General features: G+C 52.5%; 21 protein-coding genes. 11 read left to right on the top strand and 10 right to left on the bottom strand.

Annotated elements, in window-relative coordinates; genetic code table 11:
• The first annotated feature begins 100 nt into the window (after positions 1 to 100).
• The 5 genes from CO251_RS02200 to mctP all read left to right on the top strand — a co-directional run bounded on the left by CO251_RS02200 (position 101) and on the right by mctP (position 4283).
• Complete coding sequence (locus tag CO251_RS02200) at positions 101 to 1387, top strand: helix-turn-helix domain-containing protein (RefSeq protein WP_103374172.1); 1287 nt, start codon at positions 101 to 103, stop codon at positions 1385 to 1387.
• The gene (locus tag CO251_RS02195) at positions 1388 to 2116 is read left to right on the top strand and encodes an AzlC family ABC transporter permease (RefSeq protein WP_103374171.1); all 729 of its coding nucleotides are present in this window, start codon (positions 1388 to 1390) and stop codon (positions 2114 to 2116) included.
• Positions 2113 to 2430 carry an AzlD domain-containing protein gene (locus tag CO251_RS02190; RefSeq protein WP_103374170.1) on the top strand — a complete coding sequence of 106 codons (318 nt, stop codon included), beginning with the start codon at positions 2113 to 2115 and terminating at the stop codon, positions 2428 to 2430. Before CO251_RS02195 ends, CO251_RS02190 begins: the two co-directional genes overlap by 4 nt.
• Positions 2431 to 2549: 119 nt before the next feature.
• Positions 2550 to 2741 (top strand): DUF3311 domain-containing protein, encoded by a 192-nt coding sequence (locus CO251_RS02185; RefSeq protein ID WP_103374169.1) that lies wholly within the window; start codon positions 2550 to 2552, stop codon positions 2739 to 2741.
• 27 nt (positions 2742 to 2768) lie between these two features.
• On the top strand, positions 2769 to 4283 hold the full coding sequence (gene mctP / locus CO251_RS02180; RefSeq protein ID WP_103374168.1) for a monocarboxylate uptake permease MctP: 1515 nt from the start codon (positions 2769 to 2771) through the stop codon (positions 4281 to 4283).
• A gap of 101 nt (positions 4284 to 4384) precedes the next feature.
• Here the strand turns inward: mctP and CO251_RS02175 are convergent, their stop codons facing one another.
• The 3 genes from CO251_RS02175 to CO251_RS02165 form a co-directional block, all read right to left on the bottom strand.
• On the bottom strand, positions 4385 to 5599 hold the full coding sequence (locus CO251_RS02175; protein WP_158246130.1) for an MFS transporter: 1215 nt from the start codon (positions 5597 to 5599) through the stop codon (positions 4385 to 4387).
• 198 nt (positions 5600 to 5797) lie between these two features.
• Positions 5798 to 7027, bottom strand: a complete 1230-nt coding sequence (odhB, locus tag CO251_RS02170; RefSeq protein WP_103374166.1) for a 2-oxoglutarate dehydrogenase complex dihydrolipoyllysine-residue succinyltransferase — start codon at positions 7025 to 7027, stop codon at positions 5798 to 5800.
• An 11-nt stretch (positions 7028 to 7038) separates the two neighbouring features.
• Positions 7039 to 9837, bottom strand: coding sequence for a 2-oxoglutarate dehydrogenase E1 component (locus CO251_RS02165; protein WP_242968234.1), 2799 nt, complete (start codon positions 9835 to 9837; stop codon positions 7039 to 7041).
• A 281-nt stretch (positions 9838 to 10118) separates the two neighbouring features.
• Between CO251_RS02165 and CO251_RS02160 the strand changes: the two genes are divergently transcribed.
• Both CO251_RS02160 and CO251_RS02155 read left to right on the top strand, forming a co-directional pair.
• Positions 10119 to 10859 (top strand): sulfite exporter TauE/SafE family protein, encoded by a 741-nt coding sequence (locus tag CO251_RS02160; RefSeq protein ID WP_103374165.1) that lies wholly within the window; start codon positions 10119 to 10121, stop codon positions 10857 to 10859.
• A gap of 24 nt (positions 10860 to 10883) precedes the next feature.
• On the top strand, positions 10884 to 11792 hold the full coding sequence (locus CO251_RS02155; RefSeq protein WP_103374164.1) for a DMT family transporter: 909 nt from the start codon (positions 10884 to 10886) through the stop codon (positions 11790 to 11792).
• A gap of 57 nt (positions 11793 to 11849) precedes the next feature.
• Here CO251_RS02155 and leuD read toward each other — a convergent pair whose 3' ends face one another.
• The 3 genes from leuD to CO251_RS17330 all read right to left on the bottom strand — a co-directional run bounded on the left by leuD (position 11850) and on the right by CO251_RS17330 (position 14211).
• Positions 11850 to 12434, bottom strand: coding sequence for a 3-isopropylmalate dehydratase small subunit (gene leuD, locus CO251_RS02150; RefSeq protein ID WP_103374163.1), 585 nt, complete (start codon positions 12432 to 12434; stop codon positions 11850 to 11852).
• Positions 12431 to 13903, bottom strand: coding sequence for a 3-isopropylmalate dehydratase large subunit (gene leuC, locus CO251_RS02145; protein WP_173677052.1), 1473 nt, complete (start codon positions 13901 to 13903; stop codon positions 12431 to 12433). Before leuC ends, leuD begins: the two co-directional genes overlap by 4 nt.
• Positions 13904 to 14064: 161 nt before the next feature.
• Positions 14065 to 14211 (bottom strand): hypothetical protein, encoded by a 147-nt coding sequence (locus CO251_RS17330; protein ID WP_158246129.1) that lies wholly within the window; start codon positions 14209 to 14211, stop codon positions 14065 to 14067.
• A 367-nt stretch (positions 14212 to 14578) separates the two neighbouring features.
• On the opposite strand from CO251_RS17330, the gene CO251_RS02135 reads away from it, so the two are divergent.
• The 3 genes from CO251_RS02135 to CO251_RS02125 are packed head-to-tail and all read left to right on the top strand — an operon-like array spanning position 14579 to position 19214.
• A complete protein-coding gene (locus CO251_RS02135) occupies positions 14579 to 15610 on the top strand; it encodes a lysylphosphatidylglycerol synthase transmembrane domain-containing protein (protein WP_103374161.1) in 1032 nt (343 codons plus the stop codon).
• Positions 15611 to 15624: 14 nt separating this feature from the next.
• Positions 15625 to 16656, top strand: a complete 1032-nt coding sequence (locus CO251_RS02130; protein WP_103374160.1) for a glycosyltransferase family 2 protein — start codon at positions 15625 to 15627, stop codon at positions 16654 to 16656.
• On the top strand, positions 16653 to 19214 hold the full coding sequence (locus tag CO251_RS02125) for a hypothetical protein (protein WP_103374159.1): 2562 nt from the start codon (positions 16653 to 16655) through the stop codon (positions 19212 to 19214). The genes CO251_RS02130 and CO251_RS02125 overlap by 4 nt, the downstream gene beginning before the upstream one ends.
• A 13-nt stretch (positions 19215 to 19227) precedes the next feature.
• Here the strand turns inward: CO251_RS02125 and CO251_RS02120 are convergent, their stop codons facing one another.
• Both CO251_RS02120 and CO251_RS02115 read right to left on the bottom strand, forming a co-directional pair.
• Positions 19228 to 20121 (bottom strand): NAD(P)-dependent oxidoreductase, encoded by an 894-nt coding sequence (locus tag CO251_RS02120; protein WP_207654601.1) that lies wholly within the window; start codon positions 20119 to 20121, stop codon positions 19228 to 19230.
• Positions 20122 to 20219: 98 nt separating this feature from the next.
• Positions 20220 to 21320 carry a DUF763 domain-containing protein gene (locus tag CO251_RS02115; protein ID WP_103374157.1) on the bottom strand — a complete coding sequence of 367 codons (1101 nt, stop codon included), beginning with the start codon at positions 21318 to 21320 and terminating at the stop codon, positions 20220 to 20222.
• A gap of 146 nt (positions 21321 to 21466) precedes the next feature.
• Between CO251_RS02115 and CO251_RS02110 the strand changes: the two genes are divergently transcribed.
• A complete protein-coding gene (locus CO251_RS02110) occupies positions 21467 to 22099 on the top strand; it encodes a DNA-3-methyladenine glycosylase (RefSeq protein WP_369825225.1) in 633 nt (210 codons plus the stop codon).
• Here the strand turns inward: CO251_RS02110 and serA are convergent.
• Together serA and CO251_RS02100 are read right to left on the bottom strand one after the other, a co-directional pair.
• Positions 22096 to 23655 (bottom strand): phosphoglycerate dehydrogenase, encoded by a 1560-nt coding sequence (gene serA, locus CO251_RS02105; RefSeq protein ID WP_103374155.1) that lies wholly within the window; start codon positions 23653 to 23655, stop codon positions 22096 to 22098. The genes CO251_RS02110 and serA overlap by 4 nt on opposite strands.
• Positions 23655 to 24806 (bottom strand): alanine--glyoxylate aminotransferase family protein, encoded by a 1152-nt coding sequence (locus CO251_RS02100; RefSeq protein WP_103374154.1) that lies wholly within the window; start codon positions 24804 to 24806, stop codon positions 23655 to 23657. Before CO251_RS02100 ends, serA begins: the two co-directional genes overlap by 1 nt.
• Between the last annotated feature and the right edge of the window lie 87 nt (positions 24807 to 24893).

Below are 24893 nucleotides of genomic sequence, written 5' to 3'. Positions count from 1 at the left end.
AGGGCAACGAACGCAAATAGTCGGCGATAACTATAGCGAGATAAGCAAAAGAAATCGACTAGCGATTAATAAATTAATCCAAGGATGATATAATGAACGCATGGAGACAAAAAATTTTTTAGATAGTGTGGCAAACAATCTCGAAAGGTTGCGACACGCGCGGCAATGGAGCAGTGCGGAATTAGCCAAACGAGCGGGAGTGGCCAAAGCGACGGTTTCGCAGTTAGAACGTCGATTAGCGAATCCCACGTTAGAAACCTTGTGGGCATTAGCGAACGCCCTTGGAGTGCCATTTAGTGCGTTAATTGAGGATGAGCCGGTCAAGGGGATAAGAGCGGTCGTTGAAGAAGGGACCATTACGACCTTGCTGGCCGTTTACGGTCCGCCGTTGACGGAAGTCTACCACATGGATATGCGATCGGGAATTGCGCGGGATGCTGCGCCGCATCCGCGAGGGGTGCGAGAAACGGTGGTGGTGCTTAGCGGACGAGCTGAAGTGGGTTCGGAAGACTTCCGATTTCTGTTAGAGCGAGGGCAAAGCACATCGTTTGCTGCAGACGTTCCGCACTTTTATCGTCCACTGTACGAGGACTGTGCCTTAGTCGTGTTTGTGTTCTATCCCGCGTCGCCTTTGGGGCTGCAATGGGAACAAGCGCGACACCGATGTCACAATGCTCCTGACGTCTATGAGGGGGATATCGAGGGGGACCTACTTGATGCGATAAGGGCCGATAACCGGAGCAATGAGCGGTGTCAGACATTTGTGGTGTCGACTCATGAAGACGGTCTGCTGCATTACTATGTGCTGCCTTTAGGACGATGGGTGGACAATCAAAAAGAGTCGATATTAGAAGAAGAAACTCAAGAAATTTTGGGCCCTGGGCTGCGGGTCAACACGGTTCAGGATCCGGATTTGAATACTGTGCGAGACGTACCGTGGATTCTTGTGAGGGATTTTGAGCCAACAGAGGCCGCCTTTCACGTATTGGCAGAGGCGTTGGCGCCCAAAGGTCGCCTTATTGTGCGCGTGACAGTTCTTAATCCTTACCAAGGACGACGCGGCTATGTTCGCGAATCCGTGCTTTACGCCGCGTCAAGGCGCCTCAGTCAATGGGATAAGGAGAAAGTTGTCGATAATGATCTAATGCGGCAGGCGTTAGAGGCCTTTGTCCAGGCCTGGCGTTGGAACGATGTGCTGACATCTCGCACGTTTATGAAGCAGTGGGTTACAACACCCAAGCGGCTTGACGGGCCGCGTCTTATAGAAATGGCATCGCATGCGGGATTTCAGTTAATTCGGCATCGACTCGTTGAGGGTATGATAAGCCACACAGAATGGGGAGCGGGATCTTATGTTGTGGTGTTTGCGCGCAGGGGAGGTGCTTAATTGAAGACTTTGGATCGAAGGCCAAGCACATCGCAAGCCCTTCCGGAAGGGCTTGCCATTGTTTTAGGGTATCTGCCCGCGTCCATGGCGTTTGGCATGGCGGCTCGTCACTTTGGTATACCCACGTGGGGAATTCTGGCGATGTCGGCATTCATTTACGCAGGAACGAGTCAATTTGCTTTGGCAGGGTTATGGGCAGGGCATGCCCCGCTATGGCTTGATGTGGGGACGGTCTGGCTTATCAATATGCGCCACGCGGTCTATGGTCCGGCATTGACCATGAGGCAATCGTTAGCGCGTAAGATTTTTCCGCTGTTGACAGGATGGGGATTGACCGATGAGGTATTCGCCGCTTTGGTGCGTTATAAGCAGGCATCATTGGCGCATTATGGGCAAGTCACCGCGATGGCGTATGGTGCATGGTTGACAGGCACGATGGCGGGCGTGTTGTTTGGGACAGTGATACTGCGTCAGGTTCCGTCCGCTTCTGAGGCTTTGGCATTTGTGTTGCCCGCCTTATTTATTGCTATTTTATGGCATTGGATTACACCGTTGCCTGGTCAATGGGACCGTATGGCCATTGCCGTCGTCGTTTTGACAAGTGTTTTCTATGGGGGAATGCGCATAAGTCAAATGGGCAGTCTGGCTGTTCCCTTAGCGGCGGGCAGTGCGGCTAGTGTGGTGACCGTCTACGGTTCTTGGGAGAGGAAGCAGGGAGAAGAATCATGACATTGGCCGTTGTGGTAACCTTGGCGGCTTTGGGAACATGGGCAGAGCGCGTGGTGCCGTGGCTATGGGCGATTCGTGCGCATGCCCAACAATCTCCCGTATTGCGGTCGTTAGACGCATTTGTCAGAGCTTTTGCTCCAGCGGTGGTGATGGCGCTTTTGTTATCGGCATTATGGGCGTTTCCCATGAGGTCGTTGATGGGGGCTGTGCCGATTGCTATGGCGATGACGGTGATTTTCGCATGGAGATTTCGCTCCTTAGCCCTAAGTATTGTGGCGGGAATGGGGGCGTTTTGGTTGGTTCACGTGTTGTAGTATATGCCTAAAACTTGTCCTTAGTAAAAAATTGCGGTTGTCGCAATTCCACACATTGACGCTTATTCTCTTTAGTGGCACAATTCTCTCACCGTTATAAAAGGAAAGGGGGTGAGGGTATGCAAGTACGTCCGAAAACCGGGTGGTATTGGCTGTTTGTCATTCCGTTTATTGCGACCTTGTGGCCGCCATTTTTTGCGTCCTATCGGCCAACACTGGCGGGGTTTCCTTTTATGTATTGGTATCTTATCCTTTGGATCTTCTTGGTTTCGCTGTTAAGCGGAATCGTCTATTTCATTGACAATCGATAGCACAGACATAAGAGAAAGGAGCGTCCCATGTACTGGTCGGCATTTATTGTTTTTCTTATCTTGTTCATTTTAGTGACCGTCCTAGGCTTTTATGCGGGCCGCTGGCACCGTGGCGACTTGGACCTCATTGAAGAGTGGGGATTAGCGGGACGTCGCTTTGGGACGTTCGTGACGTGGTTTTTACTGGGTGGAGATTTATACACGGCGTATACCTTTATTGCTGTTCCAGCTTTAGTGTATGGAGCAGGAGCGTTTGGTTTTTTTGCTGTGCCTTACACGATTGTGGTGTTTCCGATTATGTACATTATCATGCCGCGTTTGTGGCGTGTTTCAAAACAGCGCGACTACGTGACGGCGGCTGATTTTGTACGCGGACGCTTTGATAGTTCGCTCTTAGCGTTGGCGGTGGCGATTACAGGGATTTTAGCCACGATGCCATACATTGCGCTGCAGTTAACCGGTATTCAAGCTGTTTTGGCGGCGATGGGCCTATCCGGGCACGGCATCATGAAGGACCTCCCGTTGATTGTGGCATTTCTTATTTTGGCGGCGTACACATATACCAGTGGATTGCGGGCTCCAGCATTGACCGCTATTCTTAAAGACTTGCTGATTTACGTGACGGTCATTGTCGCTTGTATTGCCATTCCCATGCAACTCGGGGGTTATGGGCATATTTTCCACGTGGCGGCGCAAGCGTTACCACCTAAAGGCAGCGTGATTTTGTCGCCGAAGTTATTTAGTGCGTTTGCGACCTTGGCTTTGGGTTCGGCCTTTGCCCTGTTGCTTTACCCGCACGCCGTGACAGGCACATTAGGGGCCAAAAGCGGTCGTACCATTCAGCGTAACGCCGCGTTATTGCCACTTTATTCCTTGGCGCTGACGTTCATTGCCCTTTTGGGGTATATGGCCATTGCTGCGGGAATTCATACGACGGATACGAGTTTGGTCGTGCCGTTGTTGTTCTTAAAGACGCTCCCGACATGGTTTGCAGGCTTTGCATTTGGCGCGATTGCGATTGGAGCCCTAGTCCCTGCCGCTATCATGGCGATTGCAGCTGCGAACTTGTTTACCCGTAATATTTACCGGGAATACTTTGCGGCTGCCAATGGGCCTAACCGCGAAGCGCAAGTTGCGAAGATTGTGGGCCTAATCGTGATTATTGGGGCGTTGTTCTTTATTGTCGTAATTCCCTTGCAGTATGCGATTTACTTTCAGACTCTTGGAGGCATTTGGATTTTGCAGACGGTGCCAGCGATTATGTTTGGATTGTATACGCGTTGGTTCCATCGCTGGGCGCTATTCCTGGGATGGCTGGCGGGTATGGTCGTGGGCACAGGCATGGCGGCAGCCGAATCCTTTAAAACCTCCTTATATCCGTTGCATCTTGGCCATTCCGTTATCTTGGGCTATGCGGGTATCTGGGCTATCATTGTCAATATCGTACTCACATTCGTGTTGACACTGATTTTCAATGCCATGCATGTGTCAAATGGCCGCGATGAAACCAAAGAAGCGGATTACACGACCGAACCGGCATAATCTGCAAAGGGCAGTCATTGACATATGACGTAAAAGGGCCCGGCCAACGGCCGGGCCCTTTTATACGTATTGTGCATTGAAACCAGACGACTCAGGCGCCTTTACTGGGGAATGGATTTTAACCGTAAAGCGCCTATGACTCCTAGAAGAAGTAGAACTCCTATGACCGTAAAGGCGGGAACTAACCCAAAGGTTTTGGCAATTAGTCCGGCGCCAAAGGCGCCGATGCCACCTCCCACGCCTAAAATGAGACCCCGTAGGGTCAAGACGCGCGGCCGCATGGCCTCAGGTGTGGTGCGCTGAATCCAGGTGATAATGGAACCGTTGAAAAAGACATTCAACAATCCACTCACAAAGAGAATCGACAAGGCGAGGATAATCTCGTGAACATGAGAGACGGCGAACATGGTCAGGGCCATTCCCGCAAAACCGATAAGCATCAGGCGCCGGTAATTCTCGGGGCGGAGCCAACGCTGAAGGCCTCGGCTTCCGAGCATAGCGCCGAACGCAATAGCGACAAGTGCCCACGAGTAATGGGCGGTCGGCTGATGCCATAAGGATCGCATGGCAGGCGCTGTGAGCACATTTGCGCCGCCTAACGCCATCATGGCGACAATAGAGATGGCGGTTAAAATCATCAAAGTGGGTGCACTGCGGTAATATTGGATGGCCTCAACAATACTCCGGAGAAAGGTCCCACGCTGATTTTTTGTCGTGGGAGCCCAAAACGAGGGGCTGGTCTGAATGGAGTAAATCGCCACGGCGGAAATCATAAAGGTCAGCGCATCGACTCCAAATCCAAACGTGACGCCAAATTTTAAAATGAGAAATCCCGCGGCAATGTATGAGACAACTTGAGCCGTCGATGACCACAATTCCATTTGGGCATTGGCACGGTCGTTGGTGTCAGGATTCCCGGCGAGGGACGGTTGCACGGATCGGATGACCGGACGATAGAACGTGGCTAGCGAATACATGAGAAACATCGCGACCGTAGCCCATGACAGAGAATGAATGAGAGGGATGCTCAAGACTAAAATAGCCCGCAGAAGATCCCCAGCGATGAGTACCATCCTTTTGTTCAAACGGTCGATAAACCCGGCTACGACGCCGCTCCAGATAACGCCTGGCCAAAAGACCATGGATAACACCAGACCAAGGGCCGCCGGATTATGACGAGAGACGTCGAGAGCAAAAATCGCTATGGCGACTTCAGTAAAATCGTCTCCAAAAATCGAAAAAGTTTGTGCAATAATGAGCCGGACGACAGAACGGGGTAAGGGCGTGTGCTGGACCGGTGCTGGGTTCGACGACAAGATCTTTCCGATCTCCTTCCATGGACATAGGTGGCATGAATCTTCCCACGACATCATACGCTAAACGCGGCGTCTATTGTGTCGATTGCTGTCTTTCTTCCAAAATAGTTGACGTAATCAAATAAATGCGGCAGTGATACAAAAGCCCGTGCCAATCATGGCACGGGCTGGATAGATGGCCTCGTAATGAAGGATTATTTAACCTTCAAGCAACAAAGACTCTGGATCCTCGAGTAATTCCTTAATTAAGGCTAAGAAGCGTACGGCCTCGCTGCCATCTACAATACGGTGGTCATAGGACAAGGCGAGGTACATCATGGGGCGAATGACGATTTCTTTGTTGACGACGACCGGCCGCTCTTCAATTTTATGCATACCGAGGATAGCGACTTGGGGTGCGTTCAGAATGGGAGTCGACAACAACGAACCAAACGTTCCGCCGTTGGTAATGGTAAACGTTCCCCCTTGCAGGTCGGCGATGGATAATTTGTTTTCACGAGCTTTCGTGGCTAGTGCGGCGATTTCTTTTTCTAGCGCGGCGAAGTTGAGCTCATCAGCATTGCGGACCACGGGGACCACGAGCCCATTGTCCGTTGATACGGCCACGCCGATATCGTAATAATGCTTGATAAGCATGTCCTCGCCATCAATTTCCGCGTTCAAACGCGGAAAGGCCTTCAGCGCGCCGATGGAGGCTTTGGTGAAAAAGGACATGAAGCCAAGGCGTATGCCATGTCGCTTTTCAAAGGCATCGCGATGCCTTTGGCGAATATCCAAAATCCGGCTCATGTCAACTTCGTTGAACGTCGTCAGCATGGCCGCTGTATGTTGCGCACTGACTAATCGATTGGCAATCGTGATGCGGCGCCGTGACATTTTGATGCGCTCGGTGCGCCGGTCTTCGACTAATTCCGTGTCCGTCGACGGAGTCGGCGCCACAAACGGCTTTTCCGTAGCGGGCGTGGGGGCTGTCCGCATTGTTTGGGCTTGAACGTAAGATTCGACGTCACTATGGGTGACTCGTCCCTTATTGCCACTGGTAGGTACCTCGTTGATGTCGATGCCCTTTTCATCGGCCAGGCGCCGCACGTCGGGCGTGGCGCGGACTGGGGTAGAGGCAGGAGCTGGGGCGGACGCTACGGGAGCCTCTGGGGTCGGCTCAGGTTTCGGGGCTGGTGCAGCAGGCTGGCTTCCTGCGGGGGCGACCGTAGCCAAGATGTCGCCCACAACTACGGTATCACCGCTGGGTTTGAGAATTTCGGCGAGCACACCATCTTCATTAGCGGTGATTTCTAGATTGACTTTATCCGTTTCAAGTTCTACGACGGCATCACCGGCTTTGATGATGTCCCCCGGTTTTTTTAACCATTCGCCCACTGTGGCTTCTGTGACGGATTCTCCGACTTCCGGCACCGTAATCTGTGTCATGAGTCTTCCTCCTAACGGCTTATCGCTTCTTGAATAATACGGTGTTGCTCCGCAGCATGGCGTTGCGCATAACCTTCCGCTGGCGCAGAATGAGCTGGCCGACCGACATAGGTCAACGACAGGCCATGCAAAGACGGTGCGGCGGTCGTGGCCACATAGGTCCATGCCCCCATGTTTTGCGGCTCTTCTTGCACCCAGTAGATTTCTTTAAGATTTGGCAAGGACGCCACTAAATCCGAGAGTTCGGCCGCCGGGAAGGGGTACAGTTGTTCTAAACGGGCCATGGCTAACCATGGTGTGCCTCCCTCCACCTCTTGGGCCGCTTGCCGTACTTCAATCCCAATTTTACCAGAGCTAAGCACAAGGCGCGTGATCTCTGCAGGATTGGCGACCGGCATGGCCCATAAGGCTTTAAACGACCCGTGCGTCAGTTCCGCAGCGGCTGAAGCTGCTTGAGGATTGCGCAGCAAACTCTTAGGTGCCATAACGACCAGTGGACGAGGACGCTTACCAATCCAAGCGGCTTGAGAGCGCAGCAAGTGGAAATACTGGGCCGCAGATGTTGGAATCGTTACCCGCCAATTCTCGTCCGCTGAGAGTTGCAAAAAGCGTTCAAGACGGGCGCTGGAATGTTCAGGCCCCATGCCTTCATACCCATGGGGTAAGAGCATAATCAACGACGAGGTTTGCAACCACTTAGAACGTCCCGGTCCGATAAATTGGTCAAAGAGCACTTGAGCGACATTGGCGAAGTCTCCGTACTGGGCTTCCCAAAATACCATCGTTTCAGAGGCTTGCGTGCTGTAGCCGTATTCGAACCCTAGCACAGCGGTTTCCGACAACGGGCTATTCGAAATGAGAAACGATGCCTGTGCTTGGGGCAAATGATCAAGAGGGCAATACTTTTCCCCGGTTTTTACATCATGTAGCACTAAGTGCCGTTGACTGAAGGTGCCACGTTCAGAATCTTGCCCGGTAAAGCGGATAGGCGTCCCCTCGGCCAAGATTGTAGCCATCGCCAAAGTTTCCGCCAGGGCCCAATCGACACCTTGTGGAGCGGTAAAGGCTTCTTGGCGTTTGGCTAAAATACGGTCCAATTTAGGGTAGACATGGAACCCGGCCGGGCGTTGCAACAAGGCCTGATTGATCGATTTGAGCAATTCCTCAGACACCGGGGCTGGCTCTGGGTTAATGGGATCTTCGGGCATTACCCCTCGTTTCGTGAGCACGGCTTCTCCCCGTGTCAGGGCTTGGTATGTCGAACGAAATTCCTCTTGGATGGCTTCAATAATTTGTTCAACAGCTTGATGGGTGACAACGCCTTCGCGTTCAAGTTGTTGCGCATAGACTTCCGCGGGCACAGGATGCGCTTGAACCGCTTCATAGAGCAATGGCTGCGTCACACTGGGATCATCACCCTCATTGTGACCCCATCGACGATACCCGACGAGGTCAATCAAAAAGTCTTTATGAAACTTCTGTCGGTAAAGGTGCGCCATTTTTGTCACGCCGAGACACGCTTCAGCGTCATCCGCATTGACATGGACAATGGGGATTTCAAAGCCTTTGGCAAGGTCGCTGGCATATAACGTACTGCGTCCTTGATCGGGTTCTGTGGTAAATCCCATGACGTTATTCGCGATAATGTGCACTGTGCCCCCCGTGTTGTAGGCGGCCAGCCGGGATAAGTTTAAGGTTTCTGAGACGACTCCTTCTCCGGGGAAAGAGGCGTCACCGTGAATGAGTACGGCTAACGCGTTGTCAGGGTTTTGAACGGGCAGTCCTGGCTGTTCGCGAGAATCTTGAACCGCTCGGGCCATGCCTTCTACCACAGGGTCAACAAACTCTAAATGGCTGGGATTGTCTGCGAGCGTTAGATGCATTTCCACCATGTTCGATTCTTGCATGACCTTACGTGCACCCAGATGGTATTTCACATCACCGGTCCAGCCAAAATTGATGCCTGATGATCCCGCGGAGGGGACGAGGTCTTTGTTGGGCGCACTATGAAACTCTGCAAATATATCAGCATAGGGCTTGCCTAGAATATGGGCTAAAACGTTCAGACGACCCCGGTGGGCCATGCCGATGACAACATTGCGAATGGCGGTTGTCGATGCGGACAAGTGAATTAGTTGATCCAACATCGGGACCATCGCATCGGTGCCTTCAATAGAAAATCGCTTTTGACCGGGGAATGTATGATGTAAGAATTTCTCAAATTGGTCTACCGCGATGAGGCGCCGCAATAATGCGCGCTTTTCAACGGCCGAAAGGTGAGGGCGCACTTGGTTGGAGTCCACGTAGTTGTCCAGCCATTGTCGTTCTTCTGGATTATGCACATGGCTGAATTCATAGGCTAATGTACCTGTATAAAGAGAAAATAAGTATTGAATCACATCCCATCCTGTGCGCAGTTCGGGTCCACATGTAGGCCACAGACTTTGTGCCGGAATGCGCTGCAGTTTTTCCGCCGTGAGTCCATAGGTTTCCAACTGCAACAAAGGAGAGCTGGCCACGGAGGTGTCTAACGGATTTAAGTGCGCTTGCAAGTGGCCCAGGTCGCGAATATTACGGGCTAATTCCGTACCTTGCCGGATGATGTGGAGAGTTTCCTCATCTACCCCTTCCACCACGGCATCGGGTTCAGCCAAATCCATAGGTGGCGGACCCCATTCCGCAAAAAGATTGCGCGTCGCCTGGTCAACAGATTCTGGATTGCGTAGATAATTTTCATACAGCTCAATAATATAGCCAGCATTCGGTCCATAAAAGTCCTGCCATGATGTATGGTGCACGCGAGCCGCCATGATTTCCATCTCCTTCTTACCCTTTGTGAGGATAACCCGAACCCCAGAAAATATCCTCGCCTCGAAAAATCTTCCAAGACGCAGTGCTCTACAGCGCCCTTGTTCGGTTCTTACTATACTGGTCCAATGCTATTCTGGCTAATGACTGTTTTCTATGCGAAAGTAAACTTTTGGTTATGGTAGAGCTTTTAGGGTGCTCGGTCAACTTGTCAGATATTCGCTGGTCGCGTAAAATTTCATCATCTTTACTAAGCGTGTTTGAAAGACATGGGAGGGTTCTAATGCATTTTGGTTACTTTGCGGCCAACCCTTACCTGTGGGCCTTTCTGATTGTCCTGGCAGCCTTCGGCATTCGAGGCATGTTAGGGTTCGGTTCCGGCCTGATTTCGGTATCGTTGTTGATTTTTTTTCTGCCGATTAAACAGGTGGTGCCGGTCGTTTTTCTATTGGATGGGGTCGCGTCGTTGGCGCTTGGTTCCTACGATTTTAAGGAAATTCGGTGGAAGGAAATCCCTTGGTTGTGGCCTTTTACCATTCTTGGACTAGTCGTAGGGGCGTGGATTTTAAAAGCCGAATCGGCTCAGAGTGTGACGTTGTTGCTCGGGGTGTTTATCCTTTTGTATGTGCTGTACGCGGCGCTCACGCGCCCGGAACGGTTACCGCAAGCCCCGCGGCAGTGGGGGGCGCCCTTGGGATTTTTAGGAGGCGTAATTGGTAGTCTCTACGGTGGAGGCGGTCCCTCGATTGTGGCTTATTTTCAAATGCGGCATATGGATAAGCGAGCATTTCGAGCAACCTTTCAATTCATCGCAGTGACTGACACGGTGGTGCGTGGCTCGTTATACTTTGCTTTAGGACTCTTGAGTGCCCAAACCGTTGTGACCTCCGCTTGGCTTCTGCCGGCCGTAGCTTTAGGGTTAGTGGGGGGCAATATTTTGCACTTCCGGATTGATGCTAAGAAGTTTCAGATTATGGTGTTGCTAGTGTTGGCCTTTGCGGGTCTTCGACTCGTCGTGGCTTAAAGTCGAATTCCGGGGGAAAGAGGAATGCGCGCTCACCTCTTGCGTACGCAGCAGTATCCAGACTTATTATCGTTGCTGGCGATGAATCTGATATGGGCGGGAACCTACCCAGCGACAGGACTGGCCTTAACTGCGGCGAGTGCCACATTTCTTACGATGTTTCGACTCTTGGCAGGGGCCTTGGTGTTTGCGCCTTTTCTTTTCAGAGGACGCCCGTGGACCGCGTCTAAGATTGTGCGAACCTTAGGGCTTGGGGTCATTGGGTTTTCTTTGCCGCTTGTGCTGCAGACGCAAGGATTAAGGGCGTCTACACCCGCGATGGCCGCGATTTCGATCGCGTTAGAACCCTTGTTGACGGCATTAATGGCCAGTCTGCTTTTGAAAGAACGGCTACCCAAGGCACGCAAATGGGCGTTGGCTTTGGCGGCTGTGGGGGCGTGGGCCGTGGCCGGCTTTCCTCGCCCAGGAGTTCAAGGCTACGGGATGGGTGATGGATTACTGGTGGCCGCTCTGGGGTGTTTTGCCATCTATAACGTGTATTCTTCATCGCTGAGTCGTATGCTTTCGCCACAACAGGCCACAGCAGCAACGTTTGCCGGTGGATTCTTAGGAACGGTTCCGCTGTGGTTAGCCACCGGAGCACAGGTGCCCCATCACTGGAGTGGACCCCCTTTGTGGGCGGCTTTGTATTTGGCGGTGTTGGGCACCGCAGTGGCGTATTTTCTATGGATGTTGACCGCATCTCGGATTCCTATGGCGATTATGGCGTTATTTCTTTATATACAGCCGGTGTTGGGCGTGGTGCTATCGGCTTGGATTACGCCTGAGCCTATGACAGGATCGTTTTATTTGGGGTCTGCGGCGATTTTGCTTGCGTTGTATCTGGGACGGGACGTTATACCTGCAGCACCGCTAGACGAGCAAGCCATGTAAAGGTCTTTTTTACGAGGGAAGAAGCAGGACCTCCTTTAGGGGGAGGTCCTGCTTTTATTAGCCATGTTGTACTTCGTATTGAGCAATGAGGTCTTCATGCTGTAACGTGCGGCCGATATCATCTAATCCTTCGACCAAGGTTTGCTGGAGATACGGATCAAGAGAAAATGCATAGGTTTCTCCTTGATCCGTCCGGATTTCTAGGTTTTCGACATCGACCGTAAGGTAAAATGGTTCCGCCTTTTCGGCTTGCGCCATTAAGTGCGTAACCGCGTCTTCGGCCAGAATGAGCGGCAACATGCCGTTTTTGAAACAGTTGTTATAGAAAATGTCCGCAAAGGAGGACGCGATAATCACGCGGAAACCGTAATCCGCTAGAGCCCACGGAGCATGCTCCCGCGACGAGCCGCACCCAAAGTTGCTACCGGAAATCAAAATGCTAGCACCTGCATATTGAGGACGATTTAGCACAAAATCCGGATTGGGTTGGCCCTCTAGGTAACGCCAGTCGAAAAACAGAAATTCGCCAAAGCCTGTGCGTTCGACCCGTTTGAGAAATTGCTTGGGAATAATCTGATCCGTATCAACGTTGGCCCGATGCAGGGGGGCGACCAAACCGCGATGTTGGCGTAATGGGGTCATAGCGATGCCTCCTCTTTAGATACCGTGCGGACATCCACAAAGTGGCCAAATAACGCTGCGGCGGCGGCCATTTCGGGACTGACCAAATGAGTTCGCCCGCCTTTGCCTTGGCGTCCTTCAAAGTTGCGGTTAGAGGTGGAGGCGCAGCGTTCGCCGGGTTCGAGAATGTCTGGATTCATGCCCAGGCACATACTGCAACCGGGTTCTCGCCATTCGAATCCCGCTTCCTTGAAAATGACATCAAGTCCAAGCTGTTCGGCTTGCCGTTTGACTTGTCCTGAACCAGGCACGACCATGGCGCGTACATGGGGATGAACGTGTCGGCCTTTGACCACTTCGGCAGCCCGTTGCAAGTCCTCTAATCGGCCATTGGTGCACGAGCCAATAAAGACGCGGTCAATGGCAACATCTGTGATGGGCGTGCCGGGTGTCAGACCCATATATTCCAGTGCATACTGAGCGGATTCGCGCTCTGTCGGATTGACAAACGTGTTGGGATCGGGAATGGTTTCGTCAATACGGAGCACCATGCCGGGACTTGTCCCCCACGTCACCAAAGGAATGAGGTTGTCCAGTTCCACGGTCACCGTACGATCATAAGAAGCCCCGGGATCCGTAGCGTAGCTCAGCCAACGGGCCGCGGCCGCATCAAAGGCTTCGCCTTGGGGTGCATAGGGGCGACCCTTTAAGTAGTTGATCGTTGTGGCATCGGGGGAAACCATACCGGCTCGTGCGCCTGCTTCAATAGACATATTGCATAACGTCATGCGCTCTTCCATGCTGAGTTCATGGACCGCGTCACCTGTGTATTCAATGACGTAGCCAGTGGCGCCAGACGTGCCGATTTGCCCGATAAGAGCCATAATCATGTCTTTCGGCGTCACCCCAAAGGGGCGTTTTCCCGAAAAGTGCACGGCCATGGTTTTTGGACGCGCTTGTACCAAGCATTGTGTTGCTAAGACATGCTCGACTTCGCTCGTTCCAATGCCAAAAGCTAAGGCGCCAAAGGCCCCGTGCGTGGCAGTATGGCTGTCGCCGCACACAATCGTCATACCTGGTTGCGTTAACCCTTGCTCGGGTCCAATAATATGCACGATGCCTTGATCGGGGTGGTGTAAATTAAATAGTCGAATCCCAGCTTCCACGCAGTTTTGTTCCAATAAGTCCATCTGCCGACGTGCAATGGGATCAGCCACCGGCACGGAACGGTCCGTGGTGGGAACATTGTGGTCCATGACCGCAAAGGTTTTGTCAGGCCGTCTTACCGTGCGGTGATGCATTCGCAGACCTTCAAAGGCCTGTGGTGAGGTTACTTCGTGAACTAAGTGCAGGTCAATATAGAGTAATGCAGGTTGACCCGGCTCTTGCATGACAACGTGATCTTCCCAGATTTTTTCGAATAATGTTTTTGGAGGCAGCGAAATCACCTTCTTTGTTATTGATAACCTCTCCACACTGTGGAGGAGCATAGAGTAAAAACGAGGCAGGTAACGGACGGCCTATCATAGGCAGTACCAAGTATTAAGACGACTGCTACATCGTCGAAACACCCATTATTGCACCGAGGTGTTCAGAAAAATATACACTGTTCGTGAAGCAATGCCAAGGGAAAGAGAAACCAGGACGGCAATTACTGTTGCTCGTCCTGGCTTAATCCAGTAATTCGCAGAAACCATTTCCCGAAGACAGCAAAGACAAGAGTGACCACAACGACTGCCACAATTATAATGGGAACCGTGGCATGACTATTTAATGCTTGTGGAATTGATGGCCACATTGGGTATCCCTCCCAACTGAAAGAATACAACGGGCGTGCCGCCGCTATGAGTGTATTATAACCTGTTTCCTAAAAAATGTTTGCGTAAATGGATACGTCATGATTGCAGTATGCCAACGTGAGCAAGGCGGGTGGAGGACCTTGGGATGTATGGTTGGGTACACTATGAGCGGGGAATTTATGGCTTGATTTTGGGTTTTTGGGAGAAAAAATTCGGTTGTCGCTTCCAAACGATGTCCTTTGGATTGTGGAAATTGAAAGTTCAGCTATGCTTCAGCTTGCTTTCGCAGGAATCAGATATGATAGGGATAGTGCGATCGGCAAGGGATTTGAGCCTTATTGGACATTAGGGTAAAGGAGGAACAGCATGCAGGCATGGAAGCAGCAAGGCGTGCGGATCAGCCGTTCCAAATGGTTGGGGGCGCTGATTGTGCTCTTGTTGACAGGAATGGCTGTGGTGCTGTTCTTTCACAAAATTCCTGTGCATGCCATTGAGGCAGCATGGGACCGTCTGTCCTGGCCGGTGCTCCTGTGGGCGCTTGGATGCCAGATCGTGTTTGTCGAATTGCGTACGTTGCGTTTTTCCAGGATGGCAGGGTCTTTGCAGGCCACAGCCCAAGAGGTGGCGGCGCGACCGTACCAGTGGTTTGGGCCCACCGCCGCTTATTCCATGACGTGTAGCGTGTTTCCCGGGGGCGTGGGGGAACTTCTGTTGCCGCTCTATTTGAAGCCCTATGGAGTGCCAGGAAGCGCCAGCCTAGGGCTGGCGGTGGGTGGACGGCTATTTGACGTGGGATGGTCGGTTATTCTCGCCTTCGTCTTTAGCCTGTGGCTGTTGCCCCAACATGGTTGGACAACCGTTCGGTTCTCTCTTATTGTAGGGGCCATCGCCATGCTTGCGGTGATTCTTTTGATCCGGTTGGTTAACGGGGAACGCATGATCCAACGAGTGGAACAGCGTCATTTGCCGCACTGGATGGGGAAAGTCATCACCGCGACGTTTCGCGCTCAAGCGGTGATGACGCGCTTATCGTGGATTGACATGGTGGTCTTGTCTTTAATCACGATCGGCATGAAGATATCGAGCACGTTGTTTTATCAAGTGATTGCCCATGGTTTGGGGTATTCTGTAGGGTTTTTCCATATTGGAGCTGCCATGATGTTTTTTTCTTTGTTCATGGTCTTTCCTTTGCAGGGCGTGGCGGGATTTGGCACCACCGAAGCGTGGTGGATGTTAGCATTAACGCTCGTGGGAACGCCGCTGAAAGAGTCTATAGTTTTAGCGCTAGCGTTTCATGTGCTAAATCTTCTTTACGTCTCAGGTCTAGGCGGCATTTATATGCTAGCGCGCTTGCGTCCTGCTGTGGGTATGATCCACAGGAATGCCAAAGTTAAATAGGAGGGTTTGTGGTTATGGTCGCTGTTCGGGTGGTCTTCGCAGCTTTTCTTGTGATGACGTTGGGGTTAATGGGATTTTTAGAGAATTGGCGCAGCAAAATTGGTTGGAGTTTGGCGGTCGTATTTGGTGTTATTGCGTTTGAACCGGCGTTAGTTGCCCCGATTGGGCGTCTTTTACGGAATCATAATCTCACCATTATTGATGGCGTCGCCATTTTGCTTGTGCTGATGGTGGTGTTGCTATTTGGAGCCTTGCGTGCGGCCAATGGGAAATCCGCCAAGTCTTTAAATATTATCAACCAGCTCGTAGACGAACAAGCGTTTGACGACTTTGATAAGGATTATGGCGCGGTTCAATTTAATCCCATTACCGTGGTCATACCGGCTTACTACGAGGCGGCGAATATTGGCAAGGTCCTCGAAAGTATTCCCCGTATGGTGCATAACACGGCGGTGTCTGTATTGGTTGTGGTCGATGGAAGTCCTGACGGGACAGATAAAATTGTCAAAGAACATGGAGATTTTGCGTCTTATGTACGGGTCAATCGGGGGCAGGGTGCAGCGTTGCGGGTGGGCTATCACCTGGCTATTGAACATGGCGCGCAATATATCGTGACTCTCGATGCCGACGGGCAGTATGATCCCGAAGAAATGCGCGACTTAGTCGAACCCGTGTTAAATGACGAAGCCGATTACGTGCAAGGCTCACGCCGTATGGGTAATTATGTAACAGATGATATGATTCGCGTGTTGGGAGTTTATTGGTTTAACTGGCTCATCGGCATATTGATTAAGCAAAAGATTACGGACTCGTCCAATGGATTTCGGGCCATTAAAGCGCAAGTGCTTAAAGATTTGTCGTTAAGCGAAGATCAGTACCATGCGGCCGAACTGCTCATTTTATCCATGCGTAAAAATTACCGAGTCATTGAGCGTCCAGCGTCTATGTATCCACGGACATCGGGTCATACCAAAAAAGGTCATAATTTGACCTATGCTTACCATTATGCGCGTGTCATTTTCAAAAGCTGGCTTCGCGCCATATGATATCAAGCCCCATTCGGTCCCAGCAGTGGGACCGTAAAGACATTTGGGCTTTGGCGTTCTTGGTAGGGTTTCCTATGTTGGTGGCCGTCGGTCTTGAGCCGGGACTTTTGACGCTACATGGGGACAACCTCATTCAAAACTATCCCTTGCGGACTTTGGTGGGTAAAATCCTCCGCGAAGGGCATTTGCCTTTGTGGGATCCATATATTTGGAGTGGCACGCCGCTTTTAGCGGGGTTTAATGCAGGCGCAGCGTATCCTTTGACGTGGCTTTTTGCGCTATTGTCTGGACCTTGGGCATGGACGTTGACCATTGGCATTAGTTACGCGGTCGCCAGCACCGGCTTTTACACGTTTTTGCGCGTACTCGGTCGCAGTGTGTGGGCCAGTTTGTTAGGGGCATGGGCTTTTGCGTTCGGGGGGTTTATGGCCGCCCAAATGGTGCATCTCGAAACCTTGCAAGGGGTCGGATGGTTGACCTGGGTGGCCGTGGCCTTATATCAAATAGCCCACGCCTCGACGCCTCGGATGAAATGGGCCTGGGTGTTAGCGTTAGGGGTGTTTGCGGGGGCTGTCATTTTGGCGGGCAGCCCCGAACCCATGGCTTATGGCGCAATTTTTTCTGCCATTTTGGCCGCGTTTTTTGTTACCAGCACGGCTTACAAGGGAGCGACGATGGCCGGATATGGTGTGGCCGCCGCCATTGCTTTATTGCTGGGGGCAGCCCAGTGGGTGCCTGGGGAGGCTTTTATTCATCTATCGCAGCGGTCCCACGCCAGTTTTCAATTTTTCGGGTCCATGTCCGTTCCTCCCGCTGATGCGGTGTTATTGTTCTTTCCCTATATTTTAGGTGGGTATCACCGTTTTCTTGCGATGATGTACTATGCTGGGCGGTTTAACTTGCCCGAGGTGTCCAGCTACGTGGGAATTTTGCCGCTGTATGCCGCGCTACGGATGTTTCCTGTATGGGCACCACCCGCGGTAAGACGTCTTGTGACCATGTTCTATACGCTCGCCATCGTGGGGGCTGTCCTAGCGCTGGGGAAATATACGCCCATGAGCCACCTCCTGTTTCATGTGCCCGTGTATAACGGGATTCGCGCCCAAAATCGCAATCTCTTTATGCTTGATTTTGCGCTGGCGGCTCTGTTTGCTTTTTGGATTGACAACGTCCGTAATACGGCTTTTGCGGCGGACCGCCAACGCCTGGCCAAAGTCTTTGGGGTGGTACTCGCCAGTGTTTTTGCGTGGGGCTTGTGGGAGGCGACGTCTCGCCTTTTTTCCTTCATGGTGCCGTATTTGATCGTGAGCGTATTGCTGGGCGCCGCCGCGGTGGCTGTGATAATAGGGTTGCCGCGCGTGCCCGAGCGTTGGCGGATTGGGATTTTGGCTCTGTTTACCGCTGTGGATTTGGGATTGTATGATGCAGGACAATATTGGCTCAATGTACCCAAACCGTCTGTCGCCACGGGGACCGGATATCTCGTGGCCAAAGCCCGGGCTGAAGTTCCGGTAAGGACCCGTTATGCTCTGTATAATCCGGACCTGAATGACTACCGGCAGGTTGATGCTATTGGGCAGCCTGACCTCAATATTTTAACGGGGCTGCCCAGTTTTCAGGGCTATGGGTCACTCGTATCCAGCCGTTATAACAATGCGACCGGAGCGCATTTGCAAGCGACGTTTTCGCCTACGGTTCTGAATCTGCCCCTTATCAATCAGTTGAATGTTAGTACGTTGTTTACGGTTCCGTCGTCGTTTATTCAGAGGGTACCTTTATCATGGCATCCCCGTACACACGTTGCAAAGCCCTTGGCAACCGCCGAGAAGCCATGGTTTTTTGGGAAAACGCTTGACGTGACGGCGCTGCACTTGGACATGGTAAAGCCCTTAACAGCGTCAAAAGGACGTTGGCGAGTGGGACTTTTGGTATCTGGGTCTGATAAAGAAAAGTGGCTGACACCGCAGGTACGGTTCTCAGGGCAAACCGTCACGTTGTCATGGCAAGCGACACCTATGGCCGGACTGGCGATTCATAGTCCTGGTCATCGACCGATTGATGGGGCCATGATTGTAACGTCCGAGGGCAAGGCCTACCGGATTACGGGGCCTCTACAGAATATGATAGCATTTCCCAAGTGGCGATTTGTGGGTACCATTGGGGCGTTTGGGGTGTTCCGCAATACAAAGACTCAGGGCATGGTGTGGCTTACAGGGCCAGGCAAGGCGGAAATCGTTCACCAAACGCTTCAAGCTCAAGATACTGTCGTAGTGTCTGCGCCGCGGGCGACGACGTTAATCCGTAGTGAAGCGTATCAGCCCGGTTGGACGGCGACCATCACGGGGCCCCATCTCGATAAAACAGAGCGTGTAGAGCCCGAAGGAGTGATTCAGGCCGTGGCGATACCAAAAGGCCGATACCAAGTCATCTTTCGGTATCGGCCCCGCAGTGTTCGTATAGGGCTATGGGGTTCTGGCGTGGGCATTGCGGTGGTCGTGCTAGGCGCTCTTACGCTATGGGCTACACGCCGCCGCAACATGTCACGTACGATGATATGACGCATAGTCTCGATTACGAAAAGGTTTGGAAGTCTTCCCACACGGCTTTGAGGCCCTCAGGTAAGTCTACTTGAGGTGCCATGCCTAAGCTTTTGAGACGAGCAGTATTGACGATTACCGCGGGCATTTCGCCAGGCATCGCGGCAATGTGGTCGACCTCAATAGGTCGTCCGACGGCTTCAGAGGCCAGTTCACACAAGGTGTTGACGCTGACGGAACGGCCAAAGCCCGTCGTCAACGGGCCTGTAATATTCTTGGTTAGGGCGTTGACAAAGACCTCAACCACGTCGCCTAAGTAAATATAGTCGCGTACTTGCTCACCATCTCCATAGATATGCACGGGGGTTTGTCCCAGCGCTGCGCGCATGAGGCGTGGGATCATACTGTCTTTGTGCATCATCCCGGTCCCATAAACATTGGTCAAACGTACGGCACACCCGTAAATACCGTAGGAAGCCGTGTAAGCCGAGATGAGCATTTCCGAGGCAGCTTTGGTGGCCCCATAGGGTGTTAGGGGCTGCAAAGGCATGTCCTCATTGATGAGGCGAGAGCCTACATTGCCAACCACGGCATTGGACGAGGCAAATACGAAATTCTTGACGCCAAGTTGACGGGAACGCTCTAGCAAGTCGGCCGTCATCTTTAGGTTTGTTTCATAGACTTGATATGGAATGGGGATGGACTTTAGCACGGAGGTAAACCCAGCCAAATGGATCACGGCGTCCGTCCCTGGGGTTAAACTTTGTTCGAGAATAGTGCGGTCAAGAAGGTCCCCTACGACTTGTTGCACGTTAGGGTGTCGGGATGGGACCAAATCCGCAACGACCACGTCCATCCCCATCGCCATAAGGCGGGCTACTAGAGCGTGCCCGATAAAACCTGAGCCACCAGTCACTAAAATGCGCAAATTTATCGCTCCTTTAACATAACAACCTTGCCTAGCACATTCGACGGGCGGATGCTAGGGAATAATACACGGCGAATCATAGCACAAGCCAGCGAATTTTACGATTCAGGGGTATTTAAAATGTCTAGCCGGGCGAGACGGCGCAAGCTGTCCATTTTCGTTCGATCCTCGACTTTTGCGCGAGAAATGGCTTGTTCGAGTACGGCCAGCGATGTCTCATAGTCATGGCGATCTACGGGGAAGGGAATACCGTCTTTCCCGCCATGCGCAAAACTGTAGCGCACGGGATCGTGATAGGTGAGGGGCGATCCGAAAACGACCTCGGAGACCATGGCTAATGCGCGCATGGTACTGGCGCCGACGCCAGGGATACGGAGAAGATCTTCGTAATTGTGCGGTGCGTGGTCATAAATTTGGTACAAAATTTTGTTGAGGTATGACGCAGACGGAATGTCGTGATGGGCAGGCATGACCAATTCGGCCTGTCCTTGTTCCCGGCGCAACTCGCGCAGTGCCAATAACACCTCTTCGGGATGCTGCGTCAATTCGACGCAATGCCCTTGTATCTCCTGGTTATGGCGGTCAGTCAAGTCCAGCACGTATGGCAGGCTTCGCCCCACAATGCCATGATGCGGCTCCACTGTGTAGGCCGTGACGGTTTGACTGAGCCAATGGTAACGGCGGGCCGTTTGATTGTCGGCGTTCATGCCTTGTTGGATGACAGTCCATTGGCCCGTCTTATCAAATAGCATGACATGATGATAGAGTTGATATCCATCTTGCACAAGCGCATTATCGACTTTCGCCACCATGCGGCTTACATCGGTTAATGGATGAATCGTAGTGGGGAGGCCTAACGCATCCCCAATCTGCTCAATTTCCTGGGGCGTGTTGCGCGACGCTTTACCTTTTCCCCCAACAACAAACAGTCCCAGGTCATGTTGTTTGGCGGCGAGCCCTTCCTTGAGCGCTCCAAGGCCGACGGTCGTGAGGCCCGATGAGTGCCAGTCAAACCCGATAACGCTGCCAAAGGCTTGAAACCAAACGGGATCTGCCATGCGCCGCAAGGCTTCGGCCGTACCAAATTCGTAGGCGACAGCTTCGATGATCGCGGCACTAAGCCGGGTCATTTTCTGGAATAACCAAGGGGGACAATGCCCACCGTGTAGCGGTGACATCGCTGTTCCCATTTTGGGCATGTGAAAAAACGCCTCCTTATTTTGATTGTAACAGGTAAGGCGGTGCTGGCAGCACGACGATTTTTTGTGATTGGCGTTGCAATATTTGGCATGGTTTTGGGCAAGTCATTACAATGAATTGAAGATGAAATGGACGTTGGAGGCGCATGATGCCCTTTCCTTGGCGAGGACCAGTGGATGTCTCATTCTTTTTACAGCCCACAAACGTGTTAGCGAAGGCGTTATTAGGAACGGTTTTGGTGCATGACACACCCGAAGGCCTAACGGCTGGACGCATTGTCGAAGTCGAAATGTATCAAGGGCCGTGGGATAAAGCGGCGCACAGCTATGGCGGACGGATGACCGAGCGCACTCGCATTATGTACGAAGACGCGGGGCATGCGTATGTCTACTTCATTTATGGCATGCACTATTGCTTAAACGTCGTGTCGGGGCCGCATGGCGCGCCTGAGGCGATTTTAATTCGGGCGTTGGAGCCATTGGAGGGATTAGAGCTGATGGCGCAGCGCCGCAGATTGGCTTGGCCGCGGAAAGGTCTTTGTGAGCTCACCAACGGACCTGGTAAATTGGCCCAAGCTATGGGAATTACCAAAAGACAATACGGATGGCATCTGGCTCATTCGGCTTTGCGCCTGTATCACGATCAGGACCCGTTGCCAGACAATCAGCTGGCAACGGGTCCGCGCATCAATGTGAATTATGCCGAGGAGGCTGCCCTCTATCCGTGGCGCTTTTGGGTGGCTGGGCATGCTTGCCTATCGGTTAAAAACCGCGCCTAGAAGACAAATACGTGGTGGATATCGGTAATTTGATTTAAATCCCGGACCAGGTCATCGGGGACCGTCTGGTCAAGCGATAAAATCATCAGGGCTTGGTGATTATTCTCCTGCCGGCCCAAATGCAAATTACCGATATTGATGCCGTACTGACCGACTAGGGTGCCTACTTTGCCGACTACGCCGGGCGCATCGTCATGCACCGTCATTAGGGCAATGTCTGGCCATGGCAGATCAACAGCCACCCCATTAATGCGCCGCAGACGGGGTACGTGATTTTCTAAAGACACTTCGGTCGTGGTTTCAGGATGGCCCTCGAGCCGGAGTGCCAACGTCGGCAATGCGTTTGCGTCGCGTTCTTCGACGAGCAGTTTGAGACCTTGTTCTTCAGCTTTGACGAGTGCGTTGACAGCGTTCACACGGTCGGCTAGCTGTTCGTTTAAAATTGCGGCCAAAACCGTTTGCTTGAGCCATGGCAACGCATTCTTGGGAATAGGGCCTTTTAAGCTCAAAACAATAGGCGCATGCAAGGTGCGATGCATTTGGGCAAAAATGCGGCCGACAATGCGAGCTCCCTCATCAAGCATGCCGAACTCATCGGGGGTTAAGGGAGGCACAGGCACATTGACGATATTGGGGGGGGTTAACCCTTGCAAGGCGGCGATAACCCCTTGCGCTGTCATCACGGCCACGCCAGTCATGGCTTCATGCGTGCTGCCTCCAAGGTGGGGCGTTAACACCGCCCGGGGATGACGGAATAGAGGAAAATCGGCGGGCGGCGGCTCTTGGCTGAACACATCCAACCCGACGCCAAGCAGGTGACCGGTGTCCATTAAGGTCGCTAAGGCTTCTTCATCAATCATTCCACCGCGCGCCACATTGATGACAATAGCGCCAGCGGGAAGAGTGGACAACAAGTCAAGGCCGATTTGAGGTCCTGACTTCGGGGTATGCAAGGTCAGGATATCGGAGACCGGCAGAAGCTCTTCGAGGGTTTCCATACGGGTAACATTGTGTGCTTGAAAAATCTCATCGGCGACAAAGGGGTCATAGGCATACACCTTCATGCGGAAACCATTGGCAATGCGAGCGGCTTCACGGCCAACCTTTCCAAATCCGATAATGCCTAAACGCCTTTCATGGAGCTCGCCTCCTAGAAATTTCTTTCGGCTCCACTCCCCGCTGCGAACATGAGCATCACCGAGGTGGACGTTGCGCAAGATGGCAAGCATGTGTGCGAAGGCCTGTTCGGCGGCCGCTACCGCGTTAGCGCCTGGGGCATTGATGACGGCAATGCCCAGTTCAGTGCAAGTCTTTAGATCCACGTTGTCGACACCCGAACCTGCCCGTGCGACGACTTTGAGCCGAGGATGACCGATTAGGGTCTCACGGGGGAGGCGATGTGCACTGCGCACAATCACGGCATCATAGTTGCCGATGATTTCGGGAAGCTGTTCTTTGGGGAGCAGGTCATAGGCATCGACATCGGCTACTTCGCGCAGGAGATCAATGCCTTCTTGACCAAGGGTTTCGGTAATTAAGATGCGGGGCCTCGTCATTATCGGTACGCCTCCTTTTGAATGGCCAGATTGTCGTGCCATACTTTCCAAGCTGCCTGCACCCCGTCAAGACCGCGGGGGAGAAGATGGGCTAGGGTGCTGAGTCCCTCAAACAATTGATTGGGCATCAGTGCGCCTACGTGGCCGATACGCACCATTTCATGATGCCATGGACCCATGCCACCGGCGATTTGTAGACCTAATACGGCTGTCTGATTCCGGAATTCTTGAGGCTCAAAGCCTTCTGCAACGTGCAGTGCTGTCACGGTGGGAGACGCGACTGCGGGGTCTACGGCGGGCTCCATGCCAGCGGCCGCACCAAAAGCATGGGTCATCTGCGCCATAAGGCGGTGCCGCGCGAGACGGGCCTCGACGCCTTCTTGTTCGAGCAGATTAAGGGCCTCTTCGAGGCCGTTCCACAATGAGACGGCGGGAGTGTAGGGGAATTGCCCGGCCAAATATGGTTGCAGGTCAAAGAATAGCCGACCCGGCCGGTCTTTTAACACGTGCTCACGAGCCCGAGCTGAGAGCGCTAAGATGCCGAGACCGGGAGGGCACATAAAGCCTTTTTGAGAGGCGGCGACAATGACGTCCACATCGTCTTGCTCAATCGTCAGGGGCACCGATGGCACACCACTGATGCTATCGACAATTAATAACGGGCGATTGGGGTGGTGTTTGAGCAGTTCGGCTAATTGTGTCACGGGATTCAACACGCCCGTCGAGGTTTCATTATGCGTCACGAGGATCCCTTTGATGTGGTGTTCTTCGTCAAGCGTTTCGATAACATGCTGGGGGTCAAACGCTTGCCCATAGGGCACGCGGATATGACGCACCTCGACGCCCATTTTCTCGGCGATATCGACAAAGCGTTCACCAAAGGCGCCTGTGCTCACGCCAATGACACGGTCGCCGGGATTAAAAAAGTTTTGGACAGCGGTTTCCAACGCACCCGTGCCGGTGGTTGGTATTACCGCGACGCCTCCATCTACTCCGACCTTAAAGAGGTCTTGAAGCTGCGCGGTGACATGATTCTTGACCCGTGTAAAGACCGCGCCACGGTGATCTGACATAGCTTGTTGCATGGCGAGGTTAACACTAGGGGGGACAGGGGTGGGGCCTGGTAAAAGAATTTGTGGTGGATACATCATTGGGGATTCCTCCTTAAGATTATGGGGTTTATTTTTATCACGCAAAACAAAAAACGCCCCTAAATTATTAGGGACGGTAGTCACCGC

Source organism: Sulfobacillus sp. hq2 (assembly GCF_002903155.1).
GTDB classification, from domain to species: Bacteria; Bacillota; Sulfobacillia; order Sulfobacillales; family Sulfobacillaceae; genus Sulfobacillus; species Sulfobacillus thermotolerans.
Note: the sequence above shows the minus strand (reverse complement) of the source record. Positions and strands in the feature narration are given on the sequence as shown.